General features: G+C 61.4%; 16 protein-coding genes, 2 tRNA genes and 1 pseudogene. 9 read left to right on the top strand and 10 right to left on the bottom strand.

Features of this window, described 5'->3' with window-relative positions:
* Positions 1-27 precede the first annotated feature (27 nt).
* The 6 genes and pseudogenes from FFI87_RS06620 to FFI87_RS06595 form a co-directional block, all read right to left on the bottom strand.
* Entirely contained in the window at positions 28-675 is a 648-nt protein-coding gene (locus FFI87_RS06620) for a hypothetical protein (RefSeq protein WP_138847920.1), read from the bottom strand.
* Positions 676-1,900: 1,225 nt separating this feature from the next.
* Positions 1,901-3,061, bottom strand: coding sequence for a hybrid sensor histidine kinase/response regulator (locus FFI87_RS06610; protein ID WP_012363591.1), 1,161 nt, complete (start codon positions 3,059-3,061; stop codon positions 1,901-1,903).
* 2 nt (positions 3,062-3,063) lie between these two features.
* Entirely contained in the window at positions 3,064-4,854 is a 1,791-nt protein-coding gene (locus FFI87_RS34800; RefSeq protein WP_244108077.1) for a PAS domain-containing hybrid sensor histidine kinase/response regulator, read from the bottom strand.
* A gap of 42 nt (positions 4,855-4,896) precedes the next feature.
* Positions 4,897-5,967: pseudogene (locus tag FFI87_RS34795) on the bottom strand (PAS domain S-box protein); the annotation flags it as partial.
* A gap of 78 nt (positions 5,968-6,045) precedes the next feature.
* Positions 6,046-11,040: an AAA family ATPase gene (locus FFI87_RS06600; protein ID WP_261378565.1), complete on the bottom strand. Its 4,995-nt coding sequence runs from the start codon at positions 11,038-11,040 to the stop codon at positions 6,046-6,048.
* A 27-nt stretch (positions 11,041-11,067) separates the two neighbouring features.
* Entirely contained in the window at positions 11,068-11,748 is a 681-nt protein-coding gene (locus tag FFI87_RS06595; RefSeq protein ID WP_012363588.1) for a response regulator transcription factor, read from the bottom strand.
* A gap of 351 nt (positions 11,749-12,099) precedes the next feature.
* On the opposite strand from FFI87_RS06595, the gene FFI87_RS06590 reads away from it, so the two are divergent.
* Complete coding sequence (locus FFI87_RS06590; RefSeq protein ID WP_261378564.1) at positions 12,100-13,539, top strand: ATP-binding protein; 1,440 nt, start codon at positions 12,100-12,102, stop codon at positions 13,537-13,539.
* 562 nt (positions 13,540-14,101) lie between these two features.
* Here the strand turns inward: FFI87_RS06590 and FFI87_RS34430 are convergent.
* Positions 14,102-14,170: transfer RNA gene (locus FFI87_RS34430), tRNA-Arg, on the bottom strand.
* Between the two features lie 155 nt (positions 14,171-14,325).
* On the opposite strand from FFI87_RS34430, the gene FFI87_RS06585 reads away from it, so the two are divergent.
* From FFI87_RS06585 to FFI87_RS06555, 7 genes are all read left to right on the top strand, one after another.
* Positions 14,326-15,687 (top strand): tyrosine-type recombinase/integrase, encoded by a 1,362-nt coding sequence (locus tag FFI87_RS06585; protein WP_138847924.1) that lies wholly within the window; start codon positions 14,326-14,328, stop codon positions 15,685-15,687.
* Between the two features lie 122 nt (positions 15,688-15,809).
* Complete coding sequence (locus FFI87_RS06580) at positions 15,810-16,655, top strand: hypothetical protein (protein ID WP_138847925.1); 846 nt, start codon at positions 15,810-15,812, stop codon at positions 16,653-16,655.
* A gap of 131 nt (positions 16,656-16,786) precedes the next feature.
* A complete protein-coding gene (locus FFI87_RS06575) occupies positions 16,787-16,993 on the top strand; it encodes a DNA-binding protein (protein ID WP_138847926.1) in 207 nt (68 codons plus the stop codon).
* Entirely contained in the window at positions 16,993-17,325 is a 333-nt protein-coding gene (locus FFI87_RS06570) for a hypothetical protein (RefSeq protein WP_138847927.1), read from the top strand. Before FFI87_RS06575 ends, FFI87_RS06570 begins: the two co-directional genes overlap by 1 nt.
* Entirely contained in the window at positions 17,322-19,301 is a 1,980-nt protein-coding gene (locus FFI87_RS06565; protein WP_138847928.1) for an AAA family ATPase, read from the top strand. The genes FFI87_RS06570 and FFI87_RS06565 overlap by 4 nt, the downstream gene beginning before the upstream one ends.
* 155 nt (positions 19,302-19,456) lie before the next feature.
* Entirely contained in the window at positions 19,457-19,930 is a 474-nt protein-coding gene (locus FFI87_RS06560; RefSeq protein WP_138847929.1) for a hypothetical protein, read from the top strand.
* Positions 19,923-20,300, top strand: coding sequence for a single-stranded DNA-binding protein (locus tag FFI87_RS06555; RefSeq protein WP_138847930.1), 378 nt, complete (start codon positions 19,923-19,925; stop codon positions 20,298-20,300). The genes FFI87_RS06560 and FFI87_RS06555 overlap by 8 nt, the downstream gene beginning before the upstream one ends.
* 637 nt (positions 20,301-20,937) lie before the next feature.
* Here the strand turns inward: FFI87_RS06555 and FFI87_RS06550 are convergent.
* Complete coding sequence (locus FFI87_RS06550; protein ID WP_138847931.1) at positions 20,938-22,710, bottom strand: ATP-dependent nuclease; 1,773 nt, start codon at positions 22,708-22,710, stop codon at positions 20,938-20,940.
* Between the two features lie 975 nt (positions 22,711-23,685).
* On the opposite strand from FFI87_RS06550, the gene FFI87_RS06545 reads away from it, so the two are divergent.
* Entirely contained in the window at positions 23,686-24,150 is a 465-nt protein-coding gene (locus FFI87_RS06545; RefSeq protein ID WP_138847932.1) for a phage terminase small subunit P27 family, read from the top strand.
* An 84-nt stretch (positions 24,151-24,234) separates the two neighbouring features.
* On the opposite strand, the gene FFI87_RS06540 is transcribed toward FFI87_RS06545, so the two are convergent.
* Positions 24,235-24,311 (bottom strand) — tRNA-Arg (locus FFI87_RS06540).
* Between the two features lie 174 nt (positions 24,312-24,485).
* Positions 24,486-25,316, bottom strand: a complete 831-nt coding sequence (locus FFI87_RS06535) for an undecaprenyl-diphosphate phosphatase (RefSeq protein ID WP_138847933.1) — start codon at positions 25,314-25,316, stop codon at positions 24,486-24,488.
* Positions 25,317-25,362 lie beyond the last annotated feature (46 nt).

The raw sequence follows: 25,362 nt of genomic DNA, 5'->3' as shown, positions 1-25,362 counted from the left end.
GCGTTCAGCCGCATGACCCGTGTGCTACTACATGGACGCTGGGCCGGGGGTGTCGTGAACGATCGCGCTGGCGGCGGCATCCGGCGCGGTTTTTTCCGACAATTCGGTCGGACTGGCGCCGATACTTTGGAGGCGGTCGTATATCGCGTCGAGCCGGACGGCGAGTACGTCGACGTATTGCCGGAAGCACGCATCGATTTCCTGCCGGATGAGACCCGTCAGTTGTTCGCCAATCAACGCCATTGCCTCGCGTGTGCTGTCCTGGATGTCGGCCGCGCCGGATGCCTGAGCGTCGGGCGGCAGCTCGTGCGCGTCGAGTACCCCGGACACCTTTCGCTGTTCCGACGCCAGCATGCCGAGGGTTGTTTCGTTCTGCGCATCGATTGTCTGCAGGATGCCGCGCATCTTCTCGTACGCCTTTTGCTGGTTGAGCTGCAGGAAATGCTTGATCTGCTCGCGCGCCTCCTGGCGGGTTTTCGGCTGCGGCTGTGGCTGCGACTGCGGCGGGTTCGCGGCGGGTGCCTGTATGGCGGTGCCGGCGGTTGGCGCCAGCTGGTTGGTGTGCCTGCTCGGCAGTCGCTCCAGCAGTGCCTGTTCTTCGCCCGGCTCGAGTGGCCGCCCCAGTCGCTTTTCCGCGAACTGCCGCAGCAGCGGGTCAAGTGCTTCGTTGCTCATGGCTCACGCCTCCTCGATGTCCGGCCGCGGCGCCGGTGAGTGTGGGTCGGGTTCGAGGTCGGATGGATGCGGCGCAGACGCGTGTGCGTCGGAGTACTGCAACGGATATCGCATGATGTTCTCCCGGGAATGGATGCGCGACGGCCTTGCCGGAAATTCGGCAGGACTGCTGCAGGGACGAACCATGCGAGGGTCTGTGAAATCAGGCGGCGTTGCGTTTGGTTGGTGAGCGGTGTGATCGGCTGGTTTGATTGCGACGTTGCGTCGGCGCATGTGGATCGATGATTTGAGTGATCGCTACGCTCACGATCGTGGACAACTACCCGCAGGAATACCTGTTCGTTGAAGTCGACGGCTCATTGCGTGGCGAGCACGTTGTCGCCGCACTGACCCGGCGGTCCGGTCGAATGGCAGGCTGGCACACAACGTCATCTCTCATGTGCAACGTGGACATTGGTCCACTGCAGAGCGTGGGTGGCCTTAGCCTGTACCGTACCGGCCGCTGTTGTCTTGTCGTCCGTTAGGACCATATAGCGTTTCATCTGAGTACTGTCTCAGTTGGCGTGCCCATTCGGCAGCCTCTCCGCGGATGCGAGACAGCTCCCCAAAAGAGAGACTATTGCTGGTCAGCGATTAGTGACACAAATGGACTGAGGCTGACCCAATTTCCGTCCCGGTCTTAGTTGGAAAATTCCGGCTCTTGAGGCCGCGAATGACAAGAACGTGCTCAGGAGAAGGGTTGATTTCGGGCTTGTCAATGAACCTGTTTCCTGGCTCCTCAACGTGCGGCTGAAATTCCATTACGTGCGCCACGCATGGGGCAGATGCGAGGGCTGCTGATAGATACAGCGCAATGCTGTATTCAATTTGTCGCAGGTTCACGGCATCCCCGATTGTTGTTAGTCAGGAATACTACACCGTGCCTAGAGACGGCACTCTGTTCATGAGCGAACCCTTTGTCACACCGGCCTTGACCGTATCCCCTGCTACGGCAACCGGCGGCTTCTGGCCGAATTCGGCCGGCCGCCGCCCGGCGCACGCGACCCGCGCAGATCGACCCATCGCCGCCGTTCGACGAGGCTCGCTTCTACGTCAGCAATGTGTCGGTTTGCAGACGTCCGCGGGAGCGACTGAACTGATCGATGTTGCGGCCTGCCGGTGGCACTTGTACCGCAGCGGGGTACACATTTTCTGAAATGGCCCTCTTGAACCCCGTGGCTCCCAACTAGCTGAACCGGAGGATCGTCATGGTGGCAGCAAGGCCTGGCTCGTTGTCAGCGAACTCCAAAAAACCATGGTGCAGCGTCGCCACCGCTTTGACGAGCGCGAGCCCGAGTCCGACGCCAGGGGTTCCCCGGCTTCGGTCGCCGCGATAGAACCGCTCTGTCACCTTGGACCGTTCGGCGAGCGGGATACCGGGTCCGTCATCCGACACCGTGACGTCGATACGGTCGTCACGCTCACACAGCGACACCTCGACCTCGCCGTTGTCCTGCGCGTACTTCAGCGCGTTGTCGATCAGGTTACCAATCGCTTGCGCAAGCAGCAACGGGTCGACGTCGGCCAGCACCTCCCTTTCCGAACATAGCAACAGCGTCAGCGAAATGCCGCGCAACTCCGCGACGGGCTGATAGAACTCGACGGCATCCGACAGGATAGTCACGACGTCGATTTTGACAAAACCCGAGCGCCGCACGCCCGCATCGATCTCGGCGAGACGAAGCAGCGCATTGAAAATACCGATCACGCGGTCCACGTCGGCCATCGCCACTTCGAGCTGGCCCAGCGTGTCTTCGTCGCCCTTCTTGCGCAGCCCGAGCAGCAGCACCTCGAGTCTCGAACGCAGTTCGGTGAGCGGCGTGCGCAGATCGTGCGCAATCGCGTTCGACACATTGCGAACGCCGTCCAGCACTTCGATCAACGCGTCCTGCGCCTGGACGCGCGTCTTGATCTCTTCTTCGAGCCTCGCGTTCTGTTCCTGCTGCAAGCGTTGCAATGCATGCAGCTTCAGATGCATCTGCACGCGCACGGCCACTTCTTCCATTTGCAGCGGCTTGGTCACGAAGTCCATCGCGCCGACGCGGAAACCCGTGATCTTGTCCTCGGTCTGCGTCAGCGAGGTCATGAAAATCACGGGGATATCCCGCGTGACGGGATTGTCCTTGAGCGCGCGGCAGGTCTGGAAACCGTCGAGACCGGGCATCATCACGTCGAGCAGGATCAGGTCGGGCTTGACCAGTTCGGCGCGGCGCAGCGCTTCGTGGCCGTCGCGCGCGACGGCCACGCTCAGCCCTTCGGCTTCCAGCGTATCGACGACGAGCGCCAGATTCGCCGCCGTGTCGTCGACCACGAGCACGACGGGCGCGTCTTTGTTGTGCTCTCGCATCGTCAACTCCCTTCGTTGTTCAGATGATGTTCGATCAACGAAAGCAGGGCCTGCGATTCGTAGGTCATGGCAAGGTGCCGCAAACGCGCGGCGAACGGTTCATACTTTTCATGCGAACTCGCAAGACGATCGGCGTGCCGGCTGATGTCGCGCATCGAGCCGAGCAGTGCATAGCGGTGCAGCGCCGCCATGTCCTCGCGCGGCGGGATGATCATCGGCCGGTTAGCTTCGCAGGCCGGGCCGGCTCCCTGCAGTGTCGCCAGGCCGAGCAGCATTGCGATCGAGCCCAACAGGCGGTCGAGATTGAGCGGCTTTTCCAGAAACACGTTTGCGCCCGCGTCGATGTTCGCGCGTGCGTTCTGTTCGGAAGCGTCGGCGGATACGACGATCACGGGCGTCGCTCCCAATGTTTGCGAACGGCGCAGATGGCGCAGCGTCTCTATGCCGCCCATCACGGGCATCACCGTGTCGAGAACGATCAGGTCGGGCGCGCACGCTGCAGCCTTGTCGAGCGCATCGCGCCCATCGCTGCTTTCGATCACCCGAAAGCCCGCCTGTCCCAGCACTTCCGCCAGAAGCGTGCGGTTCGCGGGGACATCGTCGACCACCAGAATGACGCGGCGCGCGCCATCAAGGCGGTCCGCCTGGAGACGCGGTATGCGCTCGCACGGCCACGCCGCCGACGCGGGCGCATCCAGTTCAAAACCGAACACGCTGCCCTCTCCGGCCGAACTCGTGACTTCGATCTCGCCGCCCATCATGCGCACGAGTTGCTGGCTGATCGCGAGACCCAGCCCAGCCCCGCCGCTGCGTCGCGTGTGATCGCCCGCCTGTTCGAACGGTTGAAAGATCGCTTCCAGCCGGTCGGCGCTCACGCCGATACCGGTATCGCGCACCTCGAAGCGCAGGCGCCCGGCCGCGCCTCGGCTGACCGACAGCGTGACCTCGCCGCGGTCGGTGAACTGGACGGCATTCGCGAGCAGATTGAGCAGCACCTGGCGTAGCCGGCGCTCATCGACACGGACCACGGCAGGCAGATCCGGCGCCGCCACATAGTTCAGCACGAGGCGCTTTTGCTGCGCGCGCACGGCGACGATTTCCGCGATCGTCTCGAGAAACCCGCGCAGCGGCACTTCGCCGACCTGCAGTTCCAGCTTGCCGGCGCCCAGACGTGCGAAGTCGAGAATATCGTTGATCAGCGTCAGCAGATGCTGCCCGCTCTGCTCGATCACGCCGACGCTCGCCAGCTGGCGCGTGTCGAGCCGCACGTCACGCTGGAGTATCTGCGCATAGCCGAGAATGCCGTTGAGCGGCGTGCGCAGCTCATGGCTGATGTTGGCGAGGAACTGGTCCTTCGCGCGGCTGGCCGCTTCCGCCGCATCCTTCGCGACGCGCACCGTTTCTTCCAGCGCCTTGCGCTCGGAGATGTCCTGAATGATGACGATGACGTGAGCCGTCTGACCTGACGCGTCGTGCTGAAGCGCAACCGACAGCGTTACCCACACGCGCTCCCCGTCGAACCTGACGAGCGGCACTTCCTCCGAATAATGCTTGAGCTTGCCTTCCGTCAGCAGGCGGAACCGCTCAATGCTCGCCACGCTGAAATCGGCATGAATCAGATCGTGAAGCCGTCGGTGCTGCAACGCGTCCCGCGGCCAGCCGACGATCTCGCCCGACCGATGATTCACACGCAGAAAGCGCCCATCGAGATCGCAATGCGCGACGCCGACCGCGGCGTTTTCGAAGGTGCCGCGAAAGCGCTCCTCGCTCGCGCGCAGCGCCTGCTCGGTCATTTTCAGTTCCGTGATGTCGACCAGACTGCCGACGAAGCGCACCGGCTTGCCCATCGCGTCGCGGCGCGCGGTGCCGCGCACCAGCACCCAGCGGTCGGTGCCGTCGCGATGCCGCAGCCGGTTCTCCAGCTCGAACAGGCCGTCGCCGCTTTCGAGGAACGATGCGACCGCGCGATCCGTGCTGTCGCGATGATCGGGATGCAGCACGCTCATGTACGCTTCGTAATCGAGGCGCGCTTGCGGCGTGTCGAAGCCGAGCCACTCGTAGATGTTCGAATAGCGAGCGAAGCCGCGCTTGTGATCGCCTTCGGGCATGTCGATTTCCCACACGCCGACATTCGAGCCGTACATCGCCATTTCGAGTCGCGCATTGGTCTCACGAAGAATTTCCGCTTCCTGCGCGCGGCGCTTTTGCGTCACGTCGCGAAACACAATCACGATGCCCTGCCGCACGCCGCGTTCGTCCGTCATCGGCGTGCCCGTGCATTCGACCGGCAGGTCGCTGCCGCCGCGCGCGCGCAGAATGGCGCGCGCGGGCAGCCCGCCGTCGCTCCCGGTTTGCAGCACGGCGGCCATCGGATCCTCGATCGGTGCGTGCGTGTTCTCATCGTGCAGACTGAAGACCTCGCCCAGCCGCCGTCCCGTCGCTTCGCTGCGCGACCAGCCCGTCAGCGCTTCGCCGGCGAGATTGACGAAGGTGACGAAGCCATCCACATCCGTCGACAGCACACCGTCGCCGATACTCGACAGCGTGATCGCATAGCGCTGCTCGCTCTCGCGCAAACGCCGCTCGGCGCCGTGCTTGTAAAGCGCCATTTCGACGACGGTACGCAATTGCATGTCGTCGAATGGCTTGAGCACGTAGCCGTACGGTTCCGCTGCCGTCGCGCGGCGGATCGTCTCTTCGTCCGCGTAGGCGGTGAGAAACACGACGGGAATGTCGCGCGCTTCGCGGATACACCGCGCGGTGTCGATGCCGTCCAGTTCGCCCTCGAGCCGCACGTCCATCAGCACCAAATCCGGCTTGCTGCCTGCGGGCAGCGTCTCGACCAGCGCGAGCGCTTCTTCGCCGCTACCCGTGCTGCCGACCACGACATAGCCCGCGCGGCTCATCTGTTGCGCGATATCGCGTGCGACAATGCGGTCATCCTCGACGATCAAGATCTGCGCGCTGGTCATGGCGTGTGGCTGTCAACGTTCTGCTGCATTGAATTGAATGGTGAAAGTGGTGCCGTGCTGCTGCGCGATATCGATGCGGCCGCGCAATTGCAGCACGAGGTCGTGAACGAGGCGCAAGCCGAGCGTTTCATCGCGTTCGAACGAAAAGCCGGGCGCGAGGCCGACGCCGTCGTCGGCGACGATCAACGCGCAGCGCTGGTCGTCGATCGCCTTGAGTTCGACCTTGAGCACGCCGCCGCGCTGATCCGGAAATGCATGCTTGAGCGCATTCGACACCAGTTCGTTGATGACGAGACCGCACGACACCGCGCGGTTCATGTCGAGTTGAATGTCGTCGACGTCGATCTGCAGGTCGACGCCTAGTCGCCCCATGTCGTAGACGCGCGCCAGATGACCGCATAAGGTCTTCACGTGCGCCGTCATCGCGATGCGCGCGAAGTTGCCCGCGCGATAGAGGTTCTCGTGCACCATCGCCATCGAGCGTACGCGGTTGCGGCTGTCGGCGAACAGTTCGGCAACGGCCTTGTTCGTCACGCGCTCCGCCTGAAGATTCAGCAGGCTGCTGATCAATTGCAGATTGTTCTTCACGCGATGATGCACTTCATGCAGCAGTGCATCTTTCTCGGCAAGCAACGCATGTTTCTCTTCGAGCGACGCATTTTCGAGCGACACGGCCGCCTGTGACGCAAGCAGCCTGAGCACGGCGAGACGCGCGGGCGTGAACACGCCAGGCGCGAGTTCGTTCTCCAGATACAGCACGCCGATCAGCTTCGACTGCTTGACGAGCGGCAGCGACAGCACCGAACGCGAATGCTGCGCGGCGAAATGCTCGTCGGCCGACCAGGTCTGGTCGAAGATCGCATCGTCGATCAGCAACGCGCGTTGCGTGCGAATGCTTTCGAGCAGCACGGCACTCGACAGATCCTGCGCATTCACCGGTCTGCTGTCGAAGTGCACTTCCGGTCCTTCGCGCCCCGCCACCGCCGTTGCTTCGATCCACAACGCGTCGGCGCGCGGCAGCACGAGCAGCGCGCGCCGCGCGCCCGCGTGTTCGAGCATGATCGTCATCAGCGTGCGCATCAGACGCTCGGGAACCAGTTCGCCGGAGATCGCCTGCGACGCCTTCACCACGGTATCGACGTCGAGTTGTTCGGCGACGACGCCGGGCGCCGGCGCCTGCTCGACGAGCTCGCGCAGCAGCTCGGCATAACGCCGATCGAGCGACTTCACGCGCGCGATCGCGCCCCAGCGCAACCACGCGCGGCGCGCGTTGCGGACATACGCGGCCGCCGTCGTCGTAAAGCCGCGCGCCAGATAGAACTTCGCGGCAATCTCGTGCGCGAGCGCTTCGTCGTGCGGGAAATCATGCTTGCGCGCGAGACGGATCGCTTCTTCGTAGCTGTTCATCGCTTCGAACTCGCGGCCCGCGATGCGAGCGATTTCGCCGCTCATCAACGCCGCGCGGCTGCTGAAGTTGCTCGGGCAGTGCTCGGCCCACAGCGCCAGCTGCCGCTGATGCGCGGCGAGCTTGTCCAGATTCCCGGCCTTGGCGATTTCCGGCGCGCCGTCGTGCCAGCTTGCGCGCGTGAGCCCCGCAAAGAACTGATACTCGGCGATTTCGAAATGACCCGACGATGTCCACAGCAACGGCGACGCCTTGCTGTCCGCATGCATCGCGCCTTCGATATCGCCGGCCAGATAGCGCGCCTGCAGCTTGCGGATCCAGTACCAGCACGCCGCGATCGCGAGACTCGGATCGCCGTCGAGGCGCTGCTCGAACGCCGCGTCATCGAAGCGATCGGGAAGCGTGTCATGCGCGTCGAGGTTGCCGCGCAACGATTGAATCAGCGCGAGTTGCGCGGTGATGATGTCGACGATGAGGCCGAACTTCGCGGCCTGAACGATCTGCAGGCGACGCTGCGCTTCCTGCTCGACTTCCGCGAGCGGCTCGCCCGCGGCGATCAGCGTCGTGACCGTACAGCAGCTGCTGAAACCGATGTAGGTCAGGTCCCCGCCTTCGCTCGCGACTTCGAACGCGCGGCGCAGCAAGGGCAAACCGGTACGGATCGGCCGCGTCCACGGCGTCACGTGATACGCGAAGCACATGTAGACACGCGCCTTGAAACGGTCCAGCCCGCGCTTGTCCACGAGCGCGAGGCCGAGCTGGCCGAAGCGGTAGCCCGCATCGTAGTCGTCGAACAGCGGACCCGCGACCATGCCGAGATACGCATAGCCGAGCGACGACGCATCGCTGTTGCCGTACAGCAGGCTCAGGTTCGCCATCCGGCACAGCACGAGGCACACGAGGTTTTCATCGCTGAAGAACGCGGGCGGCAACACGGCCGTCAGCACGTTCATCGTCGCGGCGAGTCCCGCGTCGTCGAGCAAGGGCAGATCGACCAGCGTTTCGATCGGCGCGCCGCCGATGCCCTGCAACAGCGTGTCGTATTCTGCGCGCGCCGCGTCGCGGCCCGGATGCGGATCCCAGCCGATGCCGACGTGCCGCAGATAGTCGAGGCACGTCTGCACCGCGAGGTTCATCCGATCGAGCGCCGTGTAGAGCGTGACGCGCAGAAACGTGACGGCCGCGCGGTCGGCCAGCGTGCGCGCGCGCGTGTCGAGCATCGACAGCCGTCGTTCGCTGCTTTCCATGGCGCCCGTCAGAAACTCGCATTCGGCGAGCTGGCATTCCAGCTGGAATTTGCGGGCATAGTCCGCGTCCCAGCCTGCTTCGCCGAGCAGTTCGCTGCCCGTCGAGAGGTACGCGAGCGCCGAGCCGTACGCCGCCGACGCGCGTGCGCGCTGGCCCGCCTCGAGATTGAAGTCCACCACCCGCGCGCGTTCGGCGGGATCGTCGAGTAGAGGAATGACGCGGTTGTACTGGTTGACGATCTCGAAGATGCTGCGCGCTTCGTCCGTAGCCGGCTGCGCCGCGAGAATCCGGCCGATCCGCAGATGCGCCTGCGCACGCAACTGCGGCGGGATCAGTTCATACGCCGCCTCGTGCACGCGGTCGTGCACGAACGCATAGCCTTCGCGGCTGCGGTACAGCAGGCCGGCCTCGACGCCATCGGCGAGGGTCGTGGCCACCTGCGCCTCGTCCAGGCCGCTGATGCGCGCGAGCAGCGGCGACGTCGCGCGGCCGCCCAGACACGCGAACTGTTCGAGCAACGCCTGCGTGCCGCGCGGCAACCGTTCGATCTTGCCGACCATCAAATCGACGATGGTGTCCGCGAAACGCGCTTCGCGCAGCCTTTCGTTGTCCCACGTCCAGATGCGGCAGTCGAGATCGAACGCGAGGAAACGCTCGTCGGCGAGAAATTGCAGAAACTGCACGACGTAGAACGGATTGCCGCCCGTGCGCTCAAACACGAGACGGCTCAGGCCCTCCAGTTCGGGCCGCGTGGTCGTGAGGGCGTCGCCGATCAGATGCGCGACGTCGTCAGGTTGCAGCGGCGTCAGCATGATTTCGTCGACGCGCGTGCCCGTCTGCCGGATCAGATCGACTGTGCGTCTGAGCGGATGCGCGACACCCACTTCGTTGTCGCGATACGCGCCGACCACGAACACGTTGCGCGCGCCCGGCCCGCACAGCTGTTCGAGTACGCTGAACGTGCCCGCGTCGCTCCATTGCAGGTCGTCGAGAAACAGCACGAGCGGCTGGCCGTCGCACGGGAACGCAGCGATGAAACGCGTGAACACGGCGAGAAAGCGCATGCGTGCTTCCTGCGGCGCGAGTTCGGGCACGGGCGGCTGCGGCCCGACGATCGCCTCCAGCTCGGGAATCAGATCGACGATCAGCTGGCCGTTCGCGCCGAGCGCATCGTGCAGGCGCTGGCGCAGGTCCGCGTGTGTGCGCATGCCGTCGTCGATCAGCTCGCGGATCAGCGTCTGGAACGCCTGCGCGAGCGTGGCGTACGGAATGTCGCGCTTGTAGCGTTCGAACTTGCCCGATGCGAACCATCCGCGTGACGCAGCAGGCGTCATGCGCAACCCGCTCACGAGCGTCGATTTGCCGATGCCCGAATATCCCGACACCAACGCCACGCCAGTCTCGCCACTCTGCACGACGCGCTCCAGCGCGGCTTCGAGCTTGTGCTGCTGCTTCTGGCGTCCATAAAGACGAAACGGCCGTTGCAGCTGATCGGGCGCATCGGAGGCACCCGACGCGAACGCCTCGACGTTGCCCGATGTGCGCCATGCGTCGAGACAGCGCCGCAGATCGTGTTCGAGCCCTGCTGCGGTCTGATAGCGCTGCGCGGCGTCCTTCGACAGCAGGCGTGCAACGATCGCGCTCAGTTGCGCGGGCACGCCGTCGATGCATTCGGCCACCGGAATGGGCACTTGCGCCGTATGGCAATGCAGCCATTCCGCCGCCGAAGCGGCCCGATACGGCAACTTCCCCGTCATCATTTCGTACAACACGACGCCGAGCGAGTACAGATCGGCACGCGAGTCAGACCAGCGGTTCATCAGCCCCGTGCGTTCGGGCGACAGATAGGGAAGCGCTTCGACGGCGATCGCGGGCGGGCCGTCGCGCGGACGCTCGCGCGGCGCACGGGAGACAAGGCCGAGACCCGTCAGCGCGATGGCCTGGGTCGCATCGTCGATGAGAATGTTGCCCGGCCGAATGTCGTTGTGCGTGAGGCCGCGGCTGTGCAGGGAGCGCAGCGCCGACGCGAGGTTGACGGCAAGGGTAAGGAACAGGCCTATCGGCAACGGCCCCGCTTGCGCCACGCGAAGCGATCTGCCGCCCGGATCCTCGAGCACGAGCGTCGCGTTGCGCTCGTCGCGCAGCAGCGCGTGAGGCCGCGTGACATGCGCGCCGTCGAGCATGCCGCGCAACTGATACGCGTGCTCCAGACGCTCGTGGCTTTCCGGCTGCGGCTGCGATGCCGACAACGTGACCGTCAGCCAGCTGTCCGACGCCCCCGGGCTCGTCAGGCGCGACAGCACGAACTGACCATCGTCGCTCAATGTCGTTACGTCGTAGCCCGTCAGCATCATGGTTCCTATCTCGCGAGACGCTCTGGGTCAGTCGGCGGCAGTGAGCATGTAGCCCGCGTTGCGGATGGTCCGCAGCAGCGAGCGGTCAAAGCCCGTGTCGATCTTCTGGCGCAGCTTGCTCACGTGCACGTCGATGACGTTCGTTTGCGGATCGAAATGGTATTCCCAGATGTTTTCGAGCAGCATCGTGCGGGTGACGACCTGCTCCGCGTGGCGCATCAGATATTCGAGCAGCTTAAACTCGCGCGGCTTGAGCAGGATCGCATTGCCCGCGCGCGCCACTTTCCGCGACAGCAGGTCGATGCAGAGATCGCCGACCTTGAGCTTCGTGTCGAAGCCGTTGTCCTGCGAACGCCGCGCGAGCGCTTCGAGCCGCGCAACGACCTCGCCGAACGAAAATGGCTTGACGACGTAATCGTCGCCGCCCGCCTTCAGCCCGCGAATCCGTTCGTCGACTTCGTCGAGTGCGCTGAGGATCAGCACGGGAACCTTGCTGCCCGCCGCGCGCAGCGCCGCGACGATCTTGAGTCCGTCGATACCGCCCGGCAGCATGCGGTCGAGCACGATCGCGTCGTAGGATTCCCCGATCGCGAGCGCCATGCCGTCGCGGCCGTTGTCGGCCCAATCGACGACGTGGCCGGTTTCAAGCAGGCCTTTCTTCAGAAAGCCCGCCACCTGCTGATTGTCTTCGACCAAGAGGATTTTCATTTCTGGATTCGCGGCCCGTCGGTCACGCGTCGTGTGCGACCTGACAGAAAGGCCGCCGACGTGTGCAGGTCGGGCGAAATAGTGCACCGTCGCGCTGACCTTTCATTATCGCCTCGTCGGGACAGACGAAGCGACCGCCCCGTATTAAATTTTTTTAATCAAGGCGCGCGTGGGCTACCTGCCGCCCTTTGCCAGCGGGGCTCGGCGGCATCCGACCGCGCACATTAACAAACGTTAACGGTATCGCAACGCTCCGAAAAGCCGCCGCTTCATAAGATGACGGTGCGAAACTCACGCGCACCGAGTCCCGCCGGCAGGTGCAACCCATTCACACTTTGTAAGACGATGCTTATGAACACGGTGATGGAACAGCCGGCCAGGCCGCAGTATCGAAGTACCCCCGAGCATTCCGTCATCGCGCTGGGGGAATTCGAACTGAACCTCGGCATGCGTGCGCTGTACAAGGCGGGACGCGAAGTGCCGCTCGGCTCGCGCGCGTTCGACATTCTATCGGTGATCGTGCTTGCATCCGGGCGCATCGTGTCCAAGGACGAACTGATGGACACCGTATGGCCCGGTGTGTTCGTCGAAGAAAACAACATCCATGTGCATCTGAGCGCGGTCCGTAAAGCGCTCGGCGACCATCGTCAACTGATCGACACCGTACCGGGGCGCGGCTACCGATTCAAGGTATTCGACGGCATGTCAGCGGAGCCCGGACGCGACGTACCGAATGAGCGGCATGCGCCGCTCTTCCGCAACGCGGATACAATGACCCCGCCGAGGCATCGATTGCCGGGCAGAAGAACGCTGCTCGGTCGCGCCACGGCTCTTGATGAAATCGAGGGTCGCTTTGCGCTCAGCCGCGTGGTCACGCTGACGGGGCCAGGTGGCGTCGGCAAGACTTGCCTCGCCATTGAACATGCGCACCGCACGACCGCCGCCGGCACGTCAGATGTCGTATTCATCGACCTCGAGGAAGCGGGATCGCTCGCGGCCGTCTCGCAGATCGGGCCCGCGCCCTCGCGGCCCGCCGGTACACTGCTCGTACTGGACAATGCAGAGCACATCGTTGACGAGGTGGCGGACCTCGTGGAACGGCTGATCGGCCAATGGCATAGCTTGCGCGTGCTGCTCACGAGCCGCGAGCGCCTTCGCATCGCGCCCGAGACTGTGTTCCGCGTCGAACCGCTAGCGCTACCGGCAGACGAGTCGTGCCGCGACAAGCTGATGCAGTCGCCTGCCGTCGAGCTGTTTCTTGAGCGCGCAAGCCGATGCGGCGTGCGAGTTGACGACGAGCATCAACTCAGACTCGTCGCTGAAATCTGTCGCCGGCTCGACGGGCTTCCTCTTGCGATCGAGCTCGCCGCCGGGCGTGCGTCCGTGTTGGGTATCGAAGGGGTGCACCAGCGTCTCGAAGAACGCTTTCTGCTTCTCGCAGGCGGTTATCGCACGGCGCAACCGCGACACCGAACATTGCGCGCCGCATTTGACTGGAGTTTCCAGCGGCTCACGCACAACGAACAGGCCGTCGTTCGTCGCATCGCACGGTTTGACCATGCGTTCACGCTGGATTCGATGTACTCCGTCGTTTGCGACGACAGTGTCGACCGCACGACCGCGCTCGACTGCATTGCGCAACTGGTCGAAAAGTCGATCCTCGACGTGAGCTTCGTCGGTGTCACGGCAAGCTACCGTCTCTCGGAATCGGCTCGCACGTACGCACTTGCGCTTGGATCGGGTAATGAACCATGCAATGTCGCAAAGCAGCGCGCCCGCTACCTGCAGTGAGCGACGGATGACCGAAGTGACAGTTCAGCGGCAATTTTGAATGGATGCGAGCATTGCCGATCCGGCGCCGGGCTGCACGCCAGCGGAGTGGTCCTAACGTTTTCTCCCGGGTCGAGATCGAGTATGGTATGCGGCTGCATCTGGTGGCCTACCTTTGCTTGGCGTCACTGAGGCCGTGGTTCACTACAAGTCGTGGCTCGCGGTGCCCTCCGCCGCTCTAGCCTGTGTCGGCATGGCGATGGCTTTTGACACATTTAGGCCGCACCGAAAGAGGGATACCGTCTTTTATGGTATCCGCCGCGATGGTCGGAAATCGTTCTGGTTGCGCAAGCGCGATGACATCCTCGTCAACCTACTCGCGGCCGTCATGGGTGCTGCATTGGGCGTTGGGGGGACTCTCATCACCCAAGCACTCGGGAAATAATAACGGCGCTGCATCTCAGCGGCCGACCCGGCCGCAGAAGGTAGAATTCATTCACACTCCATTCACTGCGAACAGCGAATGGGGCCAACTTAACCGCAGTCGCTCTCGTGGATAAGCGCTTGAATAAGCGAAGAATTCTGGCCCGCCCTACACGATTCGAACGTGTGACCTACGGCTTAGAAGGCCGAAAAAGTGGACATTTCTCGGCGTTGACGAACGTTGCAAAAAATCCTCCAAACCCGCTCCAGATAAGGATTTCATCAAATTATCACCTCACCTGCCCGTTGACACAGGTTGACCAGAATTGCCAGAATCGGGTTCCGGATGGGTTCCGGAATCTACCCTAAGCAAGGGAAGCGACAATGGCAAAGGTCAATTTCACGGCGGGCAAGATAGCAGCACACACCTGCCCCGAAGGAAAATCCGAAGCCTTCCTGTGGGACAGCGGCGCGCCCGGTCTTGGTCTCCGCGCAAACGCAGGCGGCACAAAACGGTATGTGCTCCAAGCGAAGTTGCGCGGCTCTCTTGTGCGCATCTCGATTGGCGACCCATCCGCGTGGAGCATCGAGAAAGCACGCGTTGAAGCACGCCGCCTGAAAACGCTTCTCGACAGTGGCGTAGATCCGCGTGAACAGGCGGCAGAACAGGCCGCCGCCTACGAAGCGCGAAAAGCCGAAGCCAAGCGACAAGATGTGACCATGCGCCAAGCGTGGGTGGCTTATCTTGACGCAAACCGGTCGCGATGGAGCGAGCGCCATCTATTCGACCATGAGAATCTGGCCCATGCTGGGGGTGCGCCGAGAAAGCGCGGAAAAGGCGTGACGGTTGCCGGGCCGCTCGCCGCGCTCATGGAGGTGAAGCTGTCGCGCCTGACCGCTGCGGTCATCACGTCATGGCTCGAAACCGAGGCGCAGACGCGCCCGACGAACGCGGAGCAAAGCTACCGCAAGCTGCGTGCCTTCATCCGTTGGTGCAGCGACAAGCCGGAATATTCCGGGCTTATTGCATCGAACGCATACGCTGCTCGCGCCGTGCGCGCCGCTGTGCCGCGCACCAAGGCGAAAGATGATTGCCTGCAACGGGAGCAGCTATCAGCTTGGTTCGACGCCGTCCGCACGCTAGGTAACCCGGTCATTGCGACTTATCTGCAAGCGCTGCTCATTACGGGCGCGCGCCGCGAGGAAATGGCCGCGCTCAAATGGGCCGACGTGGATTTCCAGTGGCGCAGCCTGTCCATCGCCGACAAGGTCGAAGGTTCGCGCGTCATCCCCCTCACGCCGTACCTCGCGGGCATCCTGCGGGAACTCAAACGCTTGAACGACACGCCGCCGAACGTCCGTCAAATGCGTGACCTGACCGCCAAGGGCGAATCATGGTCGCCTTCCCCTTGGGTTTTCGCGAGCAAAAAATCGGCCGACGGAAAAATCGCCGAGCCGCGCATCGCGCATAACCAAGCGCTAGCAGTAGCCGGCCTTCCTCATCTGAGCCTGCACGGCCTTCGGCGCTCGTTCGGAACGCTGGCCGAGTGGGTTGAGGTTCCGGTCGGTGTCATCGCCCAAATTCAAGGTCACAAGCCATCCGCTATCGCGGAAAAGCACTACCGCCGCCGCCCGCTCGACCTGCTACGCAAGTGGCACGACAAAATCGAAGCGTGGATGTTGGAACAGGCCTGCATCGAATTCGATGCGAAGGCCGCGCAGCCTAACTTGCACGCCGTCAAATAGCGCCCTGATGACGCCGGACTCTCGCCGCGCAGTGCCTAGCCGGTAGAATCAAACGAAGCGGCGGGAACGATGTTCGCGCATCGAACCCGCCTAACCAAGAACGGCCTTCATGGAGGCGCGGCATGGCTACGTTCGATTTTACAAGCGGCACGCGTCCGTTCGATAAGGTATTGCGTTGGAATACGCTCGACGACGCCGCATCGTTGCTTATGGAACTGACCGGCGAAGCATGGACGCCGCACCGCATTCTGAGCGACGTGCTAGACATGTATCGCGCTCCACAAGGCAAGACGCCGCCGACCTGCCTGCGATGCGCACCGCCGCACGGCACCAAGTTCGCTCGGTACACGTGGGATGCGGAGAACGGGACGCCGAGTAATCCGTTCGTGTATGTGTGCGCCGCGCCGTATCAAACCGTAGCCCTCTATCCTGCTCAGGTAGACGACCTGCTCAAGGCGGGCGAAGCCACTATTTCTGTAGCGGAGCGACCCGAAGACGATTACGGACGGCCGGGCGAATATGTGTTCATCGAACCGCCAGAGCAAGCGTTAACCATCACTTTGTCGTCGGTCGGCATGAGCGCCGCCGGCCTGCGAGAGTTCGCCGCGCGTGTCGTTGCCGAGCGCCCCGAAATCTCGAACGCCCTCCCGCCCGTTGAGCCTCGACGTGCGCTTGAAGAAGGGACCGCTCGCCCGCCGGCGACAATCTGCCGAATCGGAACCCGTGTTACGCCTCTATCTGCGGAGATTGAAGAAGCCAAGAGGCGCGCGCCCCGATCCAATAGCCCAGAAAGCGTATGGGGAGCGCTCACGAAGATGGCCGAAGAAGGATGGGGAATTCTGGTCGGCTATTCATCGGATGGCGTGCAATATCGTGGGAAACGGTACGAAGCGTCCCAAGTACCTGACGTTTTCACGAAGAAGAATCTGCGCGACCGAATGAGCGGGGCGCGGAGACGCGCGAAATGACTCGGTAAGGCGCGTTAAGGCGCGTAGAAGCGCGTGAGAGCGCGCGCCTATCGGGAAATCCGGAAGCACGTAAAAAAATCCGTATCACCTCAACTCTATGCCGTTTACGACGGTGGGATGGTGATACGAAAATGACGACTACCCTTCTCGCGGCGACTCAGGCGAACCGCCCGCTTACGACGGAGGAACTGGCAGCACTCCTGTCGATCCGGCCGCAATCTATCCGCAAGCGCTATTGCCAAACCGGCGCGTACTTCACGGTGCGCCCCGTCAAACTGCCGAACGGTCGCCTCATGTGGCCCGCAGATGCCATCGAAAAGCTGGTCGGGGGCCAATAATGAAAAACGCCCGACCCAGCAAAGCCGAATCGAGCGCCAAACGTCGAAGCGAGTTTACCGGAACCGCTAACCTCCGTCAGCTTCGCGCGCTGACCATGCTGCAACGCCGTCCGATGTCGCGCGAAGAATTGGACGCCTTCGCAGGGTGCAGCAACGGCCCGGACCTTATCGCGAGCCTGCGCGCAAAGGGGCTCGCCTTGCCCTGCGTGCGCGTCGCTTGCATCGACCGTGATGGAATCGAAGTGCAGCGCGGCGTTTATCACCTCACGACATCCGACCGCCGGAAGGTCGTCCGCTGGCTGCGCACGCGCGCGGAAGGTGGCGCGCGATGAATCGATACGACGAACCGGGCCGCGCGCGCGCGGCACTGTTCGCGCTCGACGCAAGTTGCGAGCGCAACGAGTGGGTGCGCGCTGGCATGGCTGCAAAGGCAGCCGGGCTGTCGGAAGATGACTTCCTTGAGTGGTCGGCGACCGGCGACAACTTTGGCGGCGAACGTGACGCCCGCTCCGTCTGGAAGAGCATCAAGCCCGACGGCGGTATCGGCGCGGGGACGTTGTTCTCGATGGCGAAGGAGGCCGGCTGGAACGACGAGCGGACGCGCGTTAACGGCGTGCAAAAGGCGCTCGTATCGAGTCAAGCGATAACGGTCCAACCGAACGCCCCAAAGGCGCGCTTTGACGTTGCTGCCGCGTTCGCGAGTTACCCGCCCGCGAGCGCGGAGCATCCCTACATCGTCGCAAAACGCGGAAATCCGGCCGCGTTGCGCGTCGTCCCGGTCGATGATTCGCAAACGGTCGCCGGTCAACGCATCGGCGGCTATCTCGTCGTGCCCGCGTATTCGTTGGACGGCCAATTGCGCACGGTTCAATACGTGCCGCCGCCAGGTCAAGGCAAGAAACTGAGCGCGCCGGGCGCGTCGTTCCAGAGCGACGGCATGTTCGTCATCGGGGAAATTGTCCCGGACGGCGTGGTTTATGTCGGCGAGGGTATCGGGCAGGCTTGGGCCTGTGCGAAAGCCGACTATCAAGCCGCTGCCGTAGTCGCGTTCGGTGCCGGTCGCATCGGCACGGTTGCGAAGTCGTTGCGCGAGCGCTACCCGGCCGCGCGCGTCGTAATTGTGTCTGACCGTGGCAAAGAGCCGGAATCCGAAGCTATCGCCCGAGAAATCGGCGGTGCATGGGTCGAGATGCCGGCCGACAAGCCGGCGAACTACGACGCGAACGACCTTGAAGCCGAGTACGGTAGCGACGCACTCGCGGACTTGCTGCGCGCCGCCAAGACGCCGCCCATGCGCTACCGGCTGCAATCGGCTGACGACCTCATGAATGCGCCGCCGCAACGCTGGCTTGTGCGCGATGTGATTCCTGCCGGCGGAACGGTCTGTGTATACGGCCCGAGCGGTTCGGGAAAATCATTCCTCGTGCTCGACCTCTGCACCGCCATCGCCGAAGGTTCCGAGTGGTTCGGTCAACGCGTCGCATCGACGCGCGTCGTTTATGTCGCCCTTGAAGGGGAAGCCGGCCTGAGCAAACGTGTGAAGGCGTGGAGCGCACGCAACCATCGCCCGCTGCCGGACGGCTTGCACTTCATTACGCAATCATTCGACGTGCGCGACCTGTCCGATGTGTCCGACCTTGTGGACGCTATTCGGGCCGGCGGCGGCGCGGGATTGCTCGTCATCGATACGTTGAATCGCGCCGCGCCCGGTGCCGATGAGAATAGTTCGAAGGATATGAACGAAATCATCACGAACCTGAAAATCCTGCAAGACAGTATCGGCGGTACGGTTCTCGTAGTGCATCACACCGGTAAGGACACGACCAAGGGATTGCGCGGTCATTCCAGTTTGATCGCAGCGCTCGACGCCGCTATCGAAGTGAAACGCGACGGCGGGCGCGCATGGTCGGCCGCGAAGGTCAAGGATGGCGCGGACGGCGAGCGGTATGCGTTCTCGCTTCGCGTAATCGATGTAGGCGAGGATGAAGACGGTGAGCCGATTACGTCCTGTGTCGTCACGCGCGACGATAGCGCCGTCACGGTGGAGTGCGTGAAGCTGCCCCAAGGCAACAATCAACGCATCGCTATGGATGCCCTGGCGCAGCCGCTGCGAGAATCCCGCGATTTCAATAAGGGCGGCGCACCATTCGGACGCCCATGCATCGAATTCGACGCTGCGGTATCCATTGTGGCCGCGCACATGCCGGTTGATTCCAAGCGACGAAAGGAGCGCGCAAAGGCGGCGATTACCGGTCTGGTCGCGGGCCGGATCTACGGCCTAAAGGACGGTTGGTTATGGCGCAAGTGACCTGTGTGCCGCGTCCCGGCCGTCCTTCCCGAAATCCCCCGCCCCTTATAGGGGCGGTGGGAAATTTCGGGAAACGTGGACCTCCCGGAAATTCCCGTTTCGGGACAATTCGGGAGTTTTCGGGAAAGCGTCTTTTCCATGGTGCGAGGTGCTAAATGATTAACGGTCTCATCAGTGGTGGGGCATCTAACGTGCTCCATTTCGGCAACCTGATGGCGCGGTGCCGCCGCGAAGCCCGGCGAATCATCGCCGGGGGCGAGCCACACATGCGTTATCGGCTCAGCTTAGTCGGTGAGCGGCTGATGTGCGCCTTCGACGAAATCGACGCATGCACAACGCTGGAACAGCGACTGATGCTGATCGGTGCGAATCCGGCTGATGCGCGGGATGTAGAGCCAGGACGTGATTCGATGCTGCATTTGCTGTGGGGGTACAGTCTCGAATGGTCGGCCATGCGCCGTGGCGATGGGCACATCGAGTTCGACTCCGCGCCGTTGTATTGGGCAGTCAGCTTCGTGATGCTCGACTGGATGGCTACCGACGAAGCCAAGCCTGGCGTAGATGCCGCAATGCGAGACGTGTTCGGCGGGACGTTCGAGGAATGGGCGACGGGAGGCGCACATGATTGACGGCCTCCTAAACGGGAAGCTGTACAACAAGCCGACGGAGCGTATCGGCCCGAGCGGCAAGGCGTTCGTCGTCGCGAAGGTGCGCGTACCCGTAGGCGACGTTGAAGCGCTGTTCGTGAACGTGATTGCATTCTCGGACGGCGCGAAGGCCGCGCTGTTGGCGCTCGACGACGGCGATTCCGTCGCGCTGGCCGGTACGCTGACCCCGAAGGTTTGGACCGACCGCAACGGCGACGCTAAACCGGCGCTCGACATGGTCGCGCATGCAGTTACGACGGCATATCACGTCAAGCGTAAGCGCGCCGCCGTCCAAGGTGCGAACGACGGCGACGAACGCGGGAACGGAGACCCTGCTATGGACGGTGCCTGACGGGCGGCGGCGTTCTACAGCGGCGACATGTCGGACATGCAGGACGATTTGTAGGCACGGGGCAGGCCGAATCGAGAAGGCGTTTTACTTATGTAAGTAGGAGCGCCAATCATGTAAGCATCTTCGCCGAAAGGACTTTTGGAGTGCCTGTATCTTGTCGAGGCGCGTGGCAGCTATAGCATTCTCTTTTGATTCGGTGCGGGGGAAGGACGCCGTACCAAGTCGTAAAGCCCACCCCCGTGAAATGCCCCACTGAAGTTCAGCCCGAAAGGTTACGTCGCTTCGGTCCCGCGCTAATGCGCTTCTTTTGCGAGCAATCTCTACGAATACGTTGGAGTGTACCCTTGCGAATACTAACGCTTGCCGTGGGAATCAGCATCGGCGGCACTTTCCGTTCATGGATGCTGCCCCTTCACCCACGATTGATTTCGAAACGAACTAAAATCTTAGATCCCTCTAGAATTAACGCGCAAAGTTGTGTATCGGCACGTTGCCGTCAATAGAATCACGGCAACGGCCACTTGCTCACGCTGGCGCTCCCGCCAAACCGCCGAGAAAATCCAACGTCTTTATCGGCCAGGCTTCTATTTTCGCAGCACCCTGAGGGCAATAATGCAAGAATCAACGCCATCCATTATCAATTTCCAAAATAATCTCGAATCTGCTGGACCAATACCATGAGCGACTTCGGGATCTCCGCTCCGTCATCAATCGCTTTCGCGACGTGCTTCGCAAAACTGCCTTTTCTGATTCCGTCGAGCTTGTATTCGATTAGCCTTCGCGCATGTGGATCATCAATTTTTCCGGATATTACATCGGAAAACGTTTTGTCTTTTTTCAAAAGTTTAACGTTACTCACCAGCATTTCCTCCCCCCGTTCAATTAACCAGCCTTTGGTCTCCGCAAATTCCCAAGCAGATGCACCGCAGAGCTCGTCAATTGCAAACGGAACAACAATTCCACTCTTCTTGATTTTTCTTATCTCATCATCCGCATTGCTCTTTCCAACGAAAATGCACTTAATCTTTCCGTGACGATTGATAGCGTGCCCATATTCGTCGATTTTTTTGGCCCCTTCCTGACCGGCCGAATCATCGTCGAGTAACGCCGCTGTCTTGCGATTCAAATCGATCATCGCGGCCCTAGCAACGCAGCACCCGACTATCCAGTTTACGCCACCACCAAGGCCATCCTTCGCGACCACCTCGAACGCATCCTTGTGCTCGCCGGCAGTAGCGTTCAAAACTGCGTCGATGATCAATTTGTCGCTCGAACCCTCGACGTATAGCACAGGTTTATCTAGAACAAGCGATTGGGCTTTTAGCTCCTTAACGGTCGCGATTAATTTTTTTCTCTCTTCGACTGCCTTTTCGATGTATGGCTGAATGAACGGCATGAGCCCAAGATGAGCGTCCATCTTCTCGGCCGAAATATTCTCAGAAAATGACGTTTTTCCAGCCTCTCTGGAGGCAACACATATTCCGCCTGCCTGCTTAGCTTTTCCGTAAAACGCAGGAGAATGTGTAGTAACTAAAATTTGAACGGATTTTGCGTACTCGGCGAACTCGTCAGCAGTTTCAATCTGCTTTGTTAGCTCGAGATTATTTTCGGGCTCCTCGAATCCCCATATTGTTTCCGACGGAGGCTTACCCTTTGCGGAATTGCTTTTCCTTTGGTCCGCGAGAAATTTCAGTATCAGGGGAATGTGCCGCCCTTGAATTCCATCTCCGCGATATTGCAGCGCCGTGCTCGAATGATCGTCGGCAGAATCAAAATCGAGCATTTCGAAGAAATCACCTAGATCGACCGGCAGCGAAAATTCCGTTTTCAGCTGTAACAATCGATGTGATTCGGATTCAATCTTTTTAACCTCCTTACGGAGGTCCGCTAAAAAAGTACCCGACGCAAGAGTGAGCTTCGGCGCGACAGTTTCTGCCAACGTGTTGTACAGACGACGTTTCAGGGTTGCGAAGAATGCCTTCCCTCGAATCGCCGGAACGTATTCAAATGCGATATGCCTTACCCAATATTCCGTCCGAGATCCTTTTGAAAAATCCTTCCCCGACGTTCGAAATATTGATTCTTGGAATGGCGTCAACAGGTCAGCTCGATAAATTTTTTGCCATATAACCGGATCGCTGTCGGCATAGTTATTGGGTGGCGAAAATTCAACTTCAATTTCAATTTGCCTCGCCTTTTTCCCAATTATTTTAGCTTGCTGACTGAAGTCTTTTTCGAAGAGAAGCGCACTTCCAACATCGGTTTGATCATTAAAGAAAAGATTTAATGCGCGAAGAAAGTTGCTTTTCCCAGAGTCATTAAGTCCAACGACCGCGGTATAATCCTTAAGGTTTATTTCGACATCCGTCAATGATCGGAAATTCTTTATTTTTACTCTTTGGATATACATATAAGTGTTCCTTCATGGTCTCCTGCGCGGTTAACCCCATGCCTGCAGCGCCACATTGCGGGTCCGCCAGGGGCAGTCTGTTTCTATCAGCCTGCTTGCCCGATATGTTACCGATAGATGCGGAACATCGCACCAGCCAGCACCCTTGCCATGGCGTGGCAACTCTCTAAGGGAAATGCAGAAGGCACAAATTTCCATCGAAGAGTGAAATGCGGACTGCCACTTTGGCCGATGAAGGAACCCTGGTTCAAAATTGAATGTCCTGACCGAACACGGACAACGCTCCTCTCGCGGCCAGAACGAACATCGCCGAATATTCCTTACGATCTTTGCAGCGCTCCCTGGAAAGCCGCAATGAATCAAGATTGGAGCGATTCAAGTTAACCTCAATGCAAGTAATTGATTTTATTGATTAATTGTGATTTCGTCGGGTGATATCGCCGGGGCAATTGCGCATAATGGGCCGGCCGTATGGGTGTCGTATGTGGTGACCGACACAACTGCACGTCGTCATGTGCGAACGCCGGACGGGCTGAGCATGTAAGTGGCACACGCATCGCGCATTACGCAGGGCGGCGGCCAAAGCTCGATGGGGGCTGGACCATATTGAGCCACCAGTGCAAGGCAAGGCGGGCGTCCCCGAGAACGTTCGACGGACGCGCCGCAGGCGTAGCGTGGAGCAAGTAATTGGGTAGCGGCGTTGGGTCTAGCGGCTCTAATTTTGCGGATACAGGTGGCTGAGACCGAGCGCAACGTAGCGGAGCAATTGCGGGCGTTTTGAGCGGTTGGCGTGCGCGCTGGCACTTTGCCTTGGCTGACGCGAGCGAGCCGTGTTGACGGTCTTTTCGGGCCGGTCGTGCGGTCGTATGAGGATGGGTAGGGGGTAGGTAATCTCTAGCGTAATCGCGTCAGTGATCGTGGCGCAACGCGAATTTTTGCAACGTCAGCACCAAAACCATTTTTCGGGAGCGAATCATGCCGCAGAAATCGAACGCCGCGAAGGCGCTTTCGGGTACGTTGCGTGCCGACCGGCTCAAGGGCATCACGGTCGATCAATTGACCGTTGCGCCGCCACCGCCGGCTGGCATGTCATCGCGTGCGGCTGCGGAATGGGTCCGCGTCGCGCCGCTCGTCGTGAGCTTGGGTCTATTGAGCGCGTCCGACCTGCGCGCGCTTGAGTTGCTGGCCGAAACCTTGGCAACGGAGGCGCAGTTACGCGAGACGCTGGACCGTGAAGGGTTGACGATTGCGACCGGGTCGGGCGGAAGCAAAGCACATCCGGCGCTGCGCGCACTGAGCGACGCGCGCGCCCAATCGGCCCGGCTACTCGATGCGTTCGGCCTTAGTCCGCGCGGACGACAAGCCATTGACGCGCCGCCGCCCTTGCCCGCTGAAAATCCCTATGCCGCATTCGTAAAGTCGGTTAGACCGCAACGTTGAGCGAACTAGGTTCCGGATTGGTTCCGGCCATCCGCAGAAGCAAAAAGCCCGGTCCAAAAAACCGGGCTAACTCATTGATTCCATTGGCCCGCCCTACACGATTCGAACGTGTGACCTACGGCTTAGAAGGCCGTTGCTCTATCCAACTGAGCTAAGGGCGGTCGAGGGAACAAGACACGGCCACAAAACCCGGGCCGCATTTGACGCACGAAGCTTCGAGCCCCCCCAACAACCACGAACTCAAAGCCCCGAAACGAAACGGGCCCGGCATGAAGCCGAGCCCGAAATTATACCCGATCATCGCGCCATATCACGCGACACCGGCGCCGCAACCGTCAAACCGGCTGCGGATGCAGCATGAACCAGCCGAGGAAGAACACGCCGGCGATCACGCAATACACGCCGAACGAAGCCAACCGCCCGCGCCCTTCAAAATAGCGCATCAGAAACCGCACGCTCAGATAAGCGGCAATCGCCGTCAGCACGCCGCCGAGCAGCGCGTCCATGAACTGGTCGCGCGCATGAAAGAGCTTCGGCAACTCGAGCACGCCCGCGGCAAAAATGATCGGCGTGCCGAGCAGGAATGAAAACTCCGCCGCCTTCTCCGCCGTCAGCCCGGCCACATTGCCGGCGATCATCGTCAGACCGCTGCGCGAGAAACCCGGAATCAGCGCGCCGATCTGCGCGAGGCCCACGAAGAACGCCTGCTTGAACGTCATCTTCTCAGGTGCCTGGTGCGCCCGACTGCGCTGGATGCGATCACCGACCCACAGCAGCACGCCGTTGATGATCAGCGCGACCGCGACGATCCGCAGATCGTGGAACACGCGCTCGAGGCGCTTCTCGAGCAGCAAACCGACGATCCCGGTCGGGATCGTGCCGATGATCAGCGCCCACATCAGGTGCCCGTCGTCGTTCTTGCGCCCGCCGAGTTGCGCGAAGAAGCCGCTGATCAGCGCAATCCAGCGCGCACGGAAATACCACAACAGCGCGAGCGCGGTGCCGAGGTGCAGCGCGACGAGGAACGGCAACAACTGCGGCGCATGCTTGTCGATGTGCATGCCGAACAACGCCGGCACGAGCAGCGTGTGGCCGAGACTGCTGACGGGGAAGAGTTCGGTAACGCCCTGCAGGACGCTCAGGAATACCAGAAACCAGAGACTCACGCGTCGGTCCTTTTAGTGATGAGCAATCGGGTGAACAAGCGGACGA

It is taken from the genome of Burkholderia sp. KBS0801 (assembly GCF_005937855.2).
Taxonomy (GTDB): domain Bacteria; phylum Pseudomonadota; class Gammaproteobacteria; order Burkholderiales; family Burkholderiaceae; genus Burkholderia; species Burkholderia ambifaria.
Note: the sequence above shows the minus strand (reverse complement) of the source record. Positions and strands in the feature narration are given on the sequence as shown.

Coding starts and splice junctions, on each gene's coding strand:
- FFI87_RS06620 (WP_138847920.1), bottom strand. CDS start 675: ATGAGCAACGAAGCACTTGACCCGCTGCTGCGGCAGTTCGCGGAAAAG.
- FFI87_RS06610 (WP_012363591.1), bottom strand. CDS start 3,061: ATGCGAGAGCACAACAAAGACGCGCCCGTCGTGCTCGTGGTCGACGAC.
- FFI87_RS34800 (WP_244108077.1), bottom strand. CDS start 4,854: ATGACCGAGCAGGCGCTGCGCGCGAGCGAGGAGCGCTTTCGCGGCACC.
- FFI87_RS06600 (WP_261378565.1), bottom strand. CDS start 11,040: ATGATGCTGACGGGCTACGACGTAACGACATTGAGCGACGATGGTCAG.
- FFI87_RS06595 (WP_012363588.1), bottom strand. CDS start 11,748: ATGAAAATCCTCTTGGTCGAAGACAATCAGCAGGTGGCGGGCTTTCTG.
- FFI87_RS06590 (WP_261378564.1), top strand. CDS start 12,100: ATGAACACGGTGATGGAACAGCCGGCCAGGCCGCAGTATCGAAGTACC.
- FFI87_RS06585 (WP_138847924.1), top strand. CDS start 14,326: ATGGCAAAGGTCAATTTCACGGCGGGCAAGATAGCAGCACACACCTGC.
- FFI87_RS06580 (WP_138847925.1), top strand. CDS start 15,810: ATGGCTACGTTCGATTTTACAAGCGGCACGCGTCCGTTCGATAAGGTA.
- FFI87_RS06575 (WP_138847926.1), top strand. CDS start 16,787: ATGACGACTACCCTTCTCGCGGCGACTCAGGCGAACCGCCCGCTTACG.
- FFI87_RS06570 (WP_138847927.1), top strand. CDS start 16,993: ATGAAAAACGCCCGACCCAGCAAAGCCGAATCGAGCGCCAAACGTCGA.
- FFI87_RS06565 (WP_138847928.1), top strand. CDS start 17,322: ATGAATCGATACGACGAACCGGGCCGCGCGCGCGCGGCACTGTTCGCG.
- FFI87_RS06560 (WP_138847929.1), top strand. CDS start 19,457: ATGATTAACGGTCTCATCAGTGGTGGGGCATCTAACGTGCTCCATTTC.
- FFI87_RS06555 (WP_138847930.1), top strand. CDS start 19,923: ATGATTGACGGCCTCCTAAACGGGAAGCTGTACAACAAGCCGACGGAG.
- FFI87_RS06550 (WP_138847931.1), bottom strand. CDS start 22,710: ATGTATATCCAAAGAGTAAAAATAAAGAATTTCCGATCATTGACGGAT.
- FFI87_RS06545 (WP_138847932.1), top strand. CDS start 23,686: ATGCCGCAGAAATCGAACGCCGCGAAGGCGCTTTCGGGTACGTTGCGT.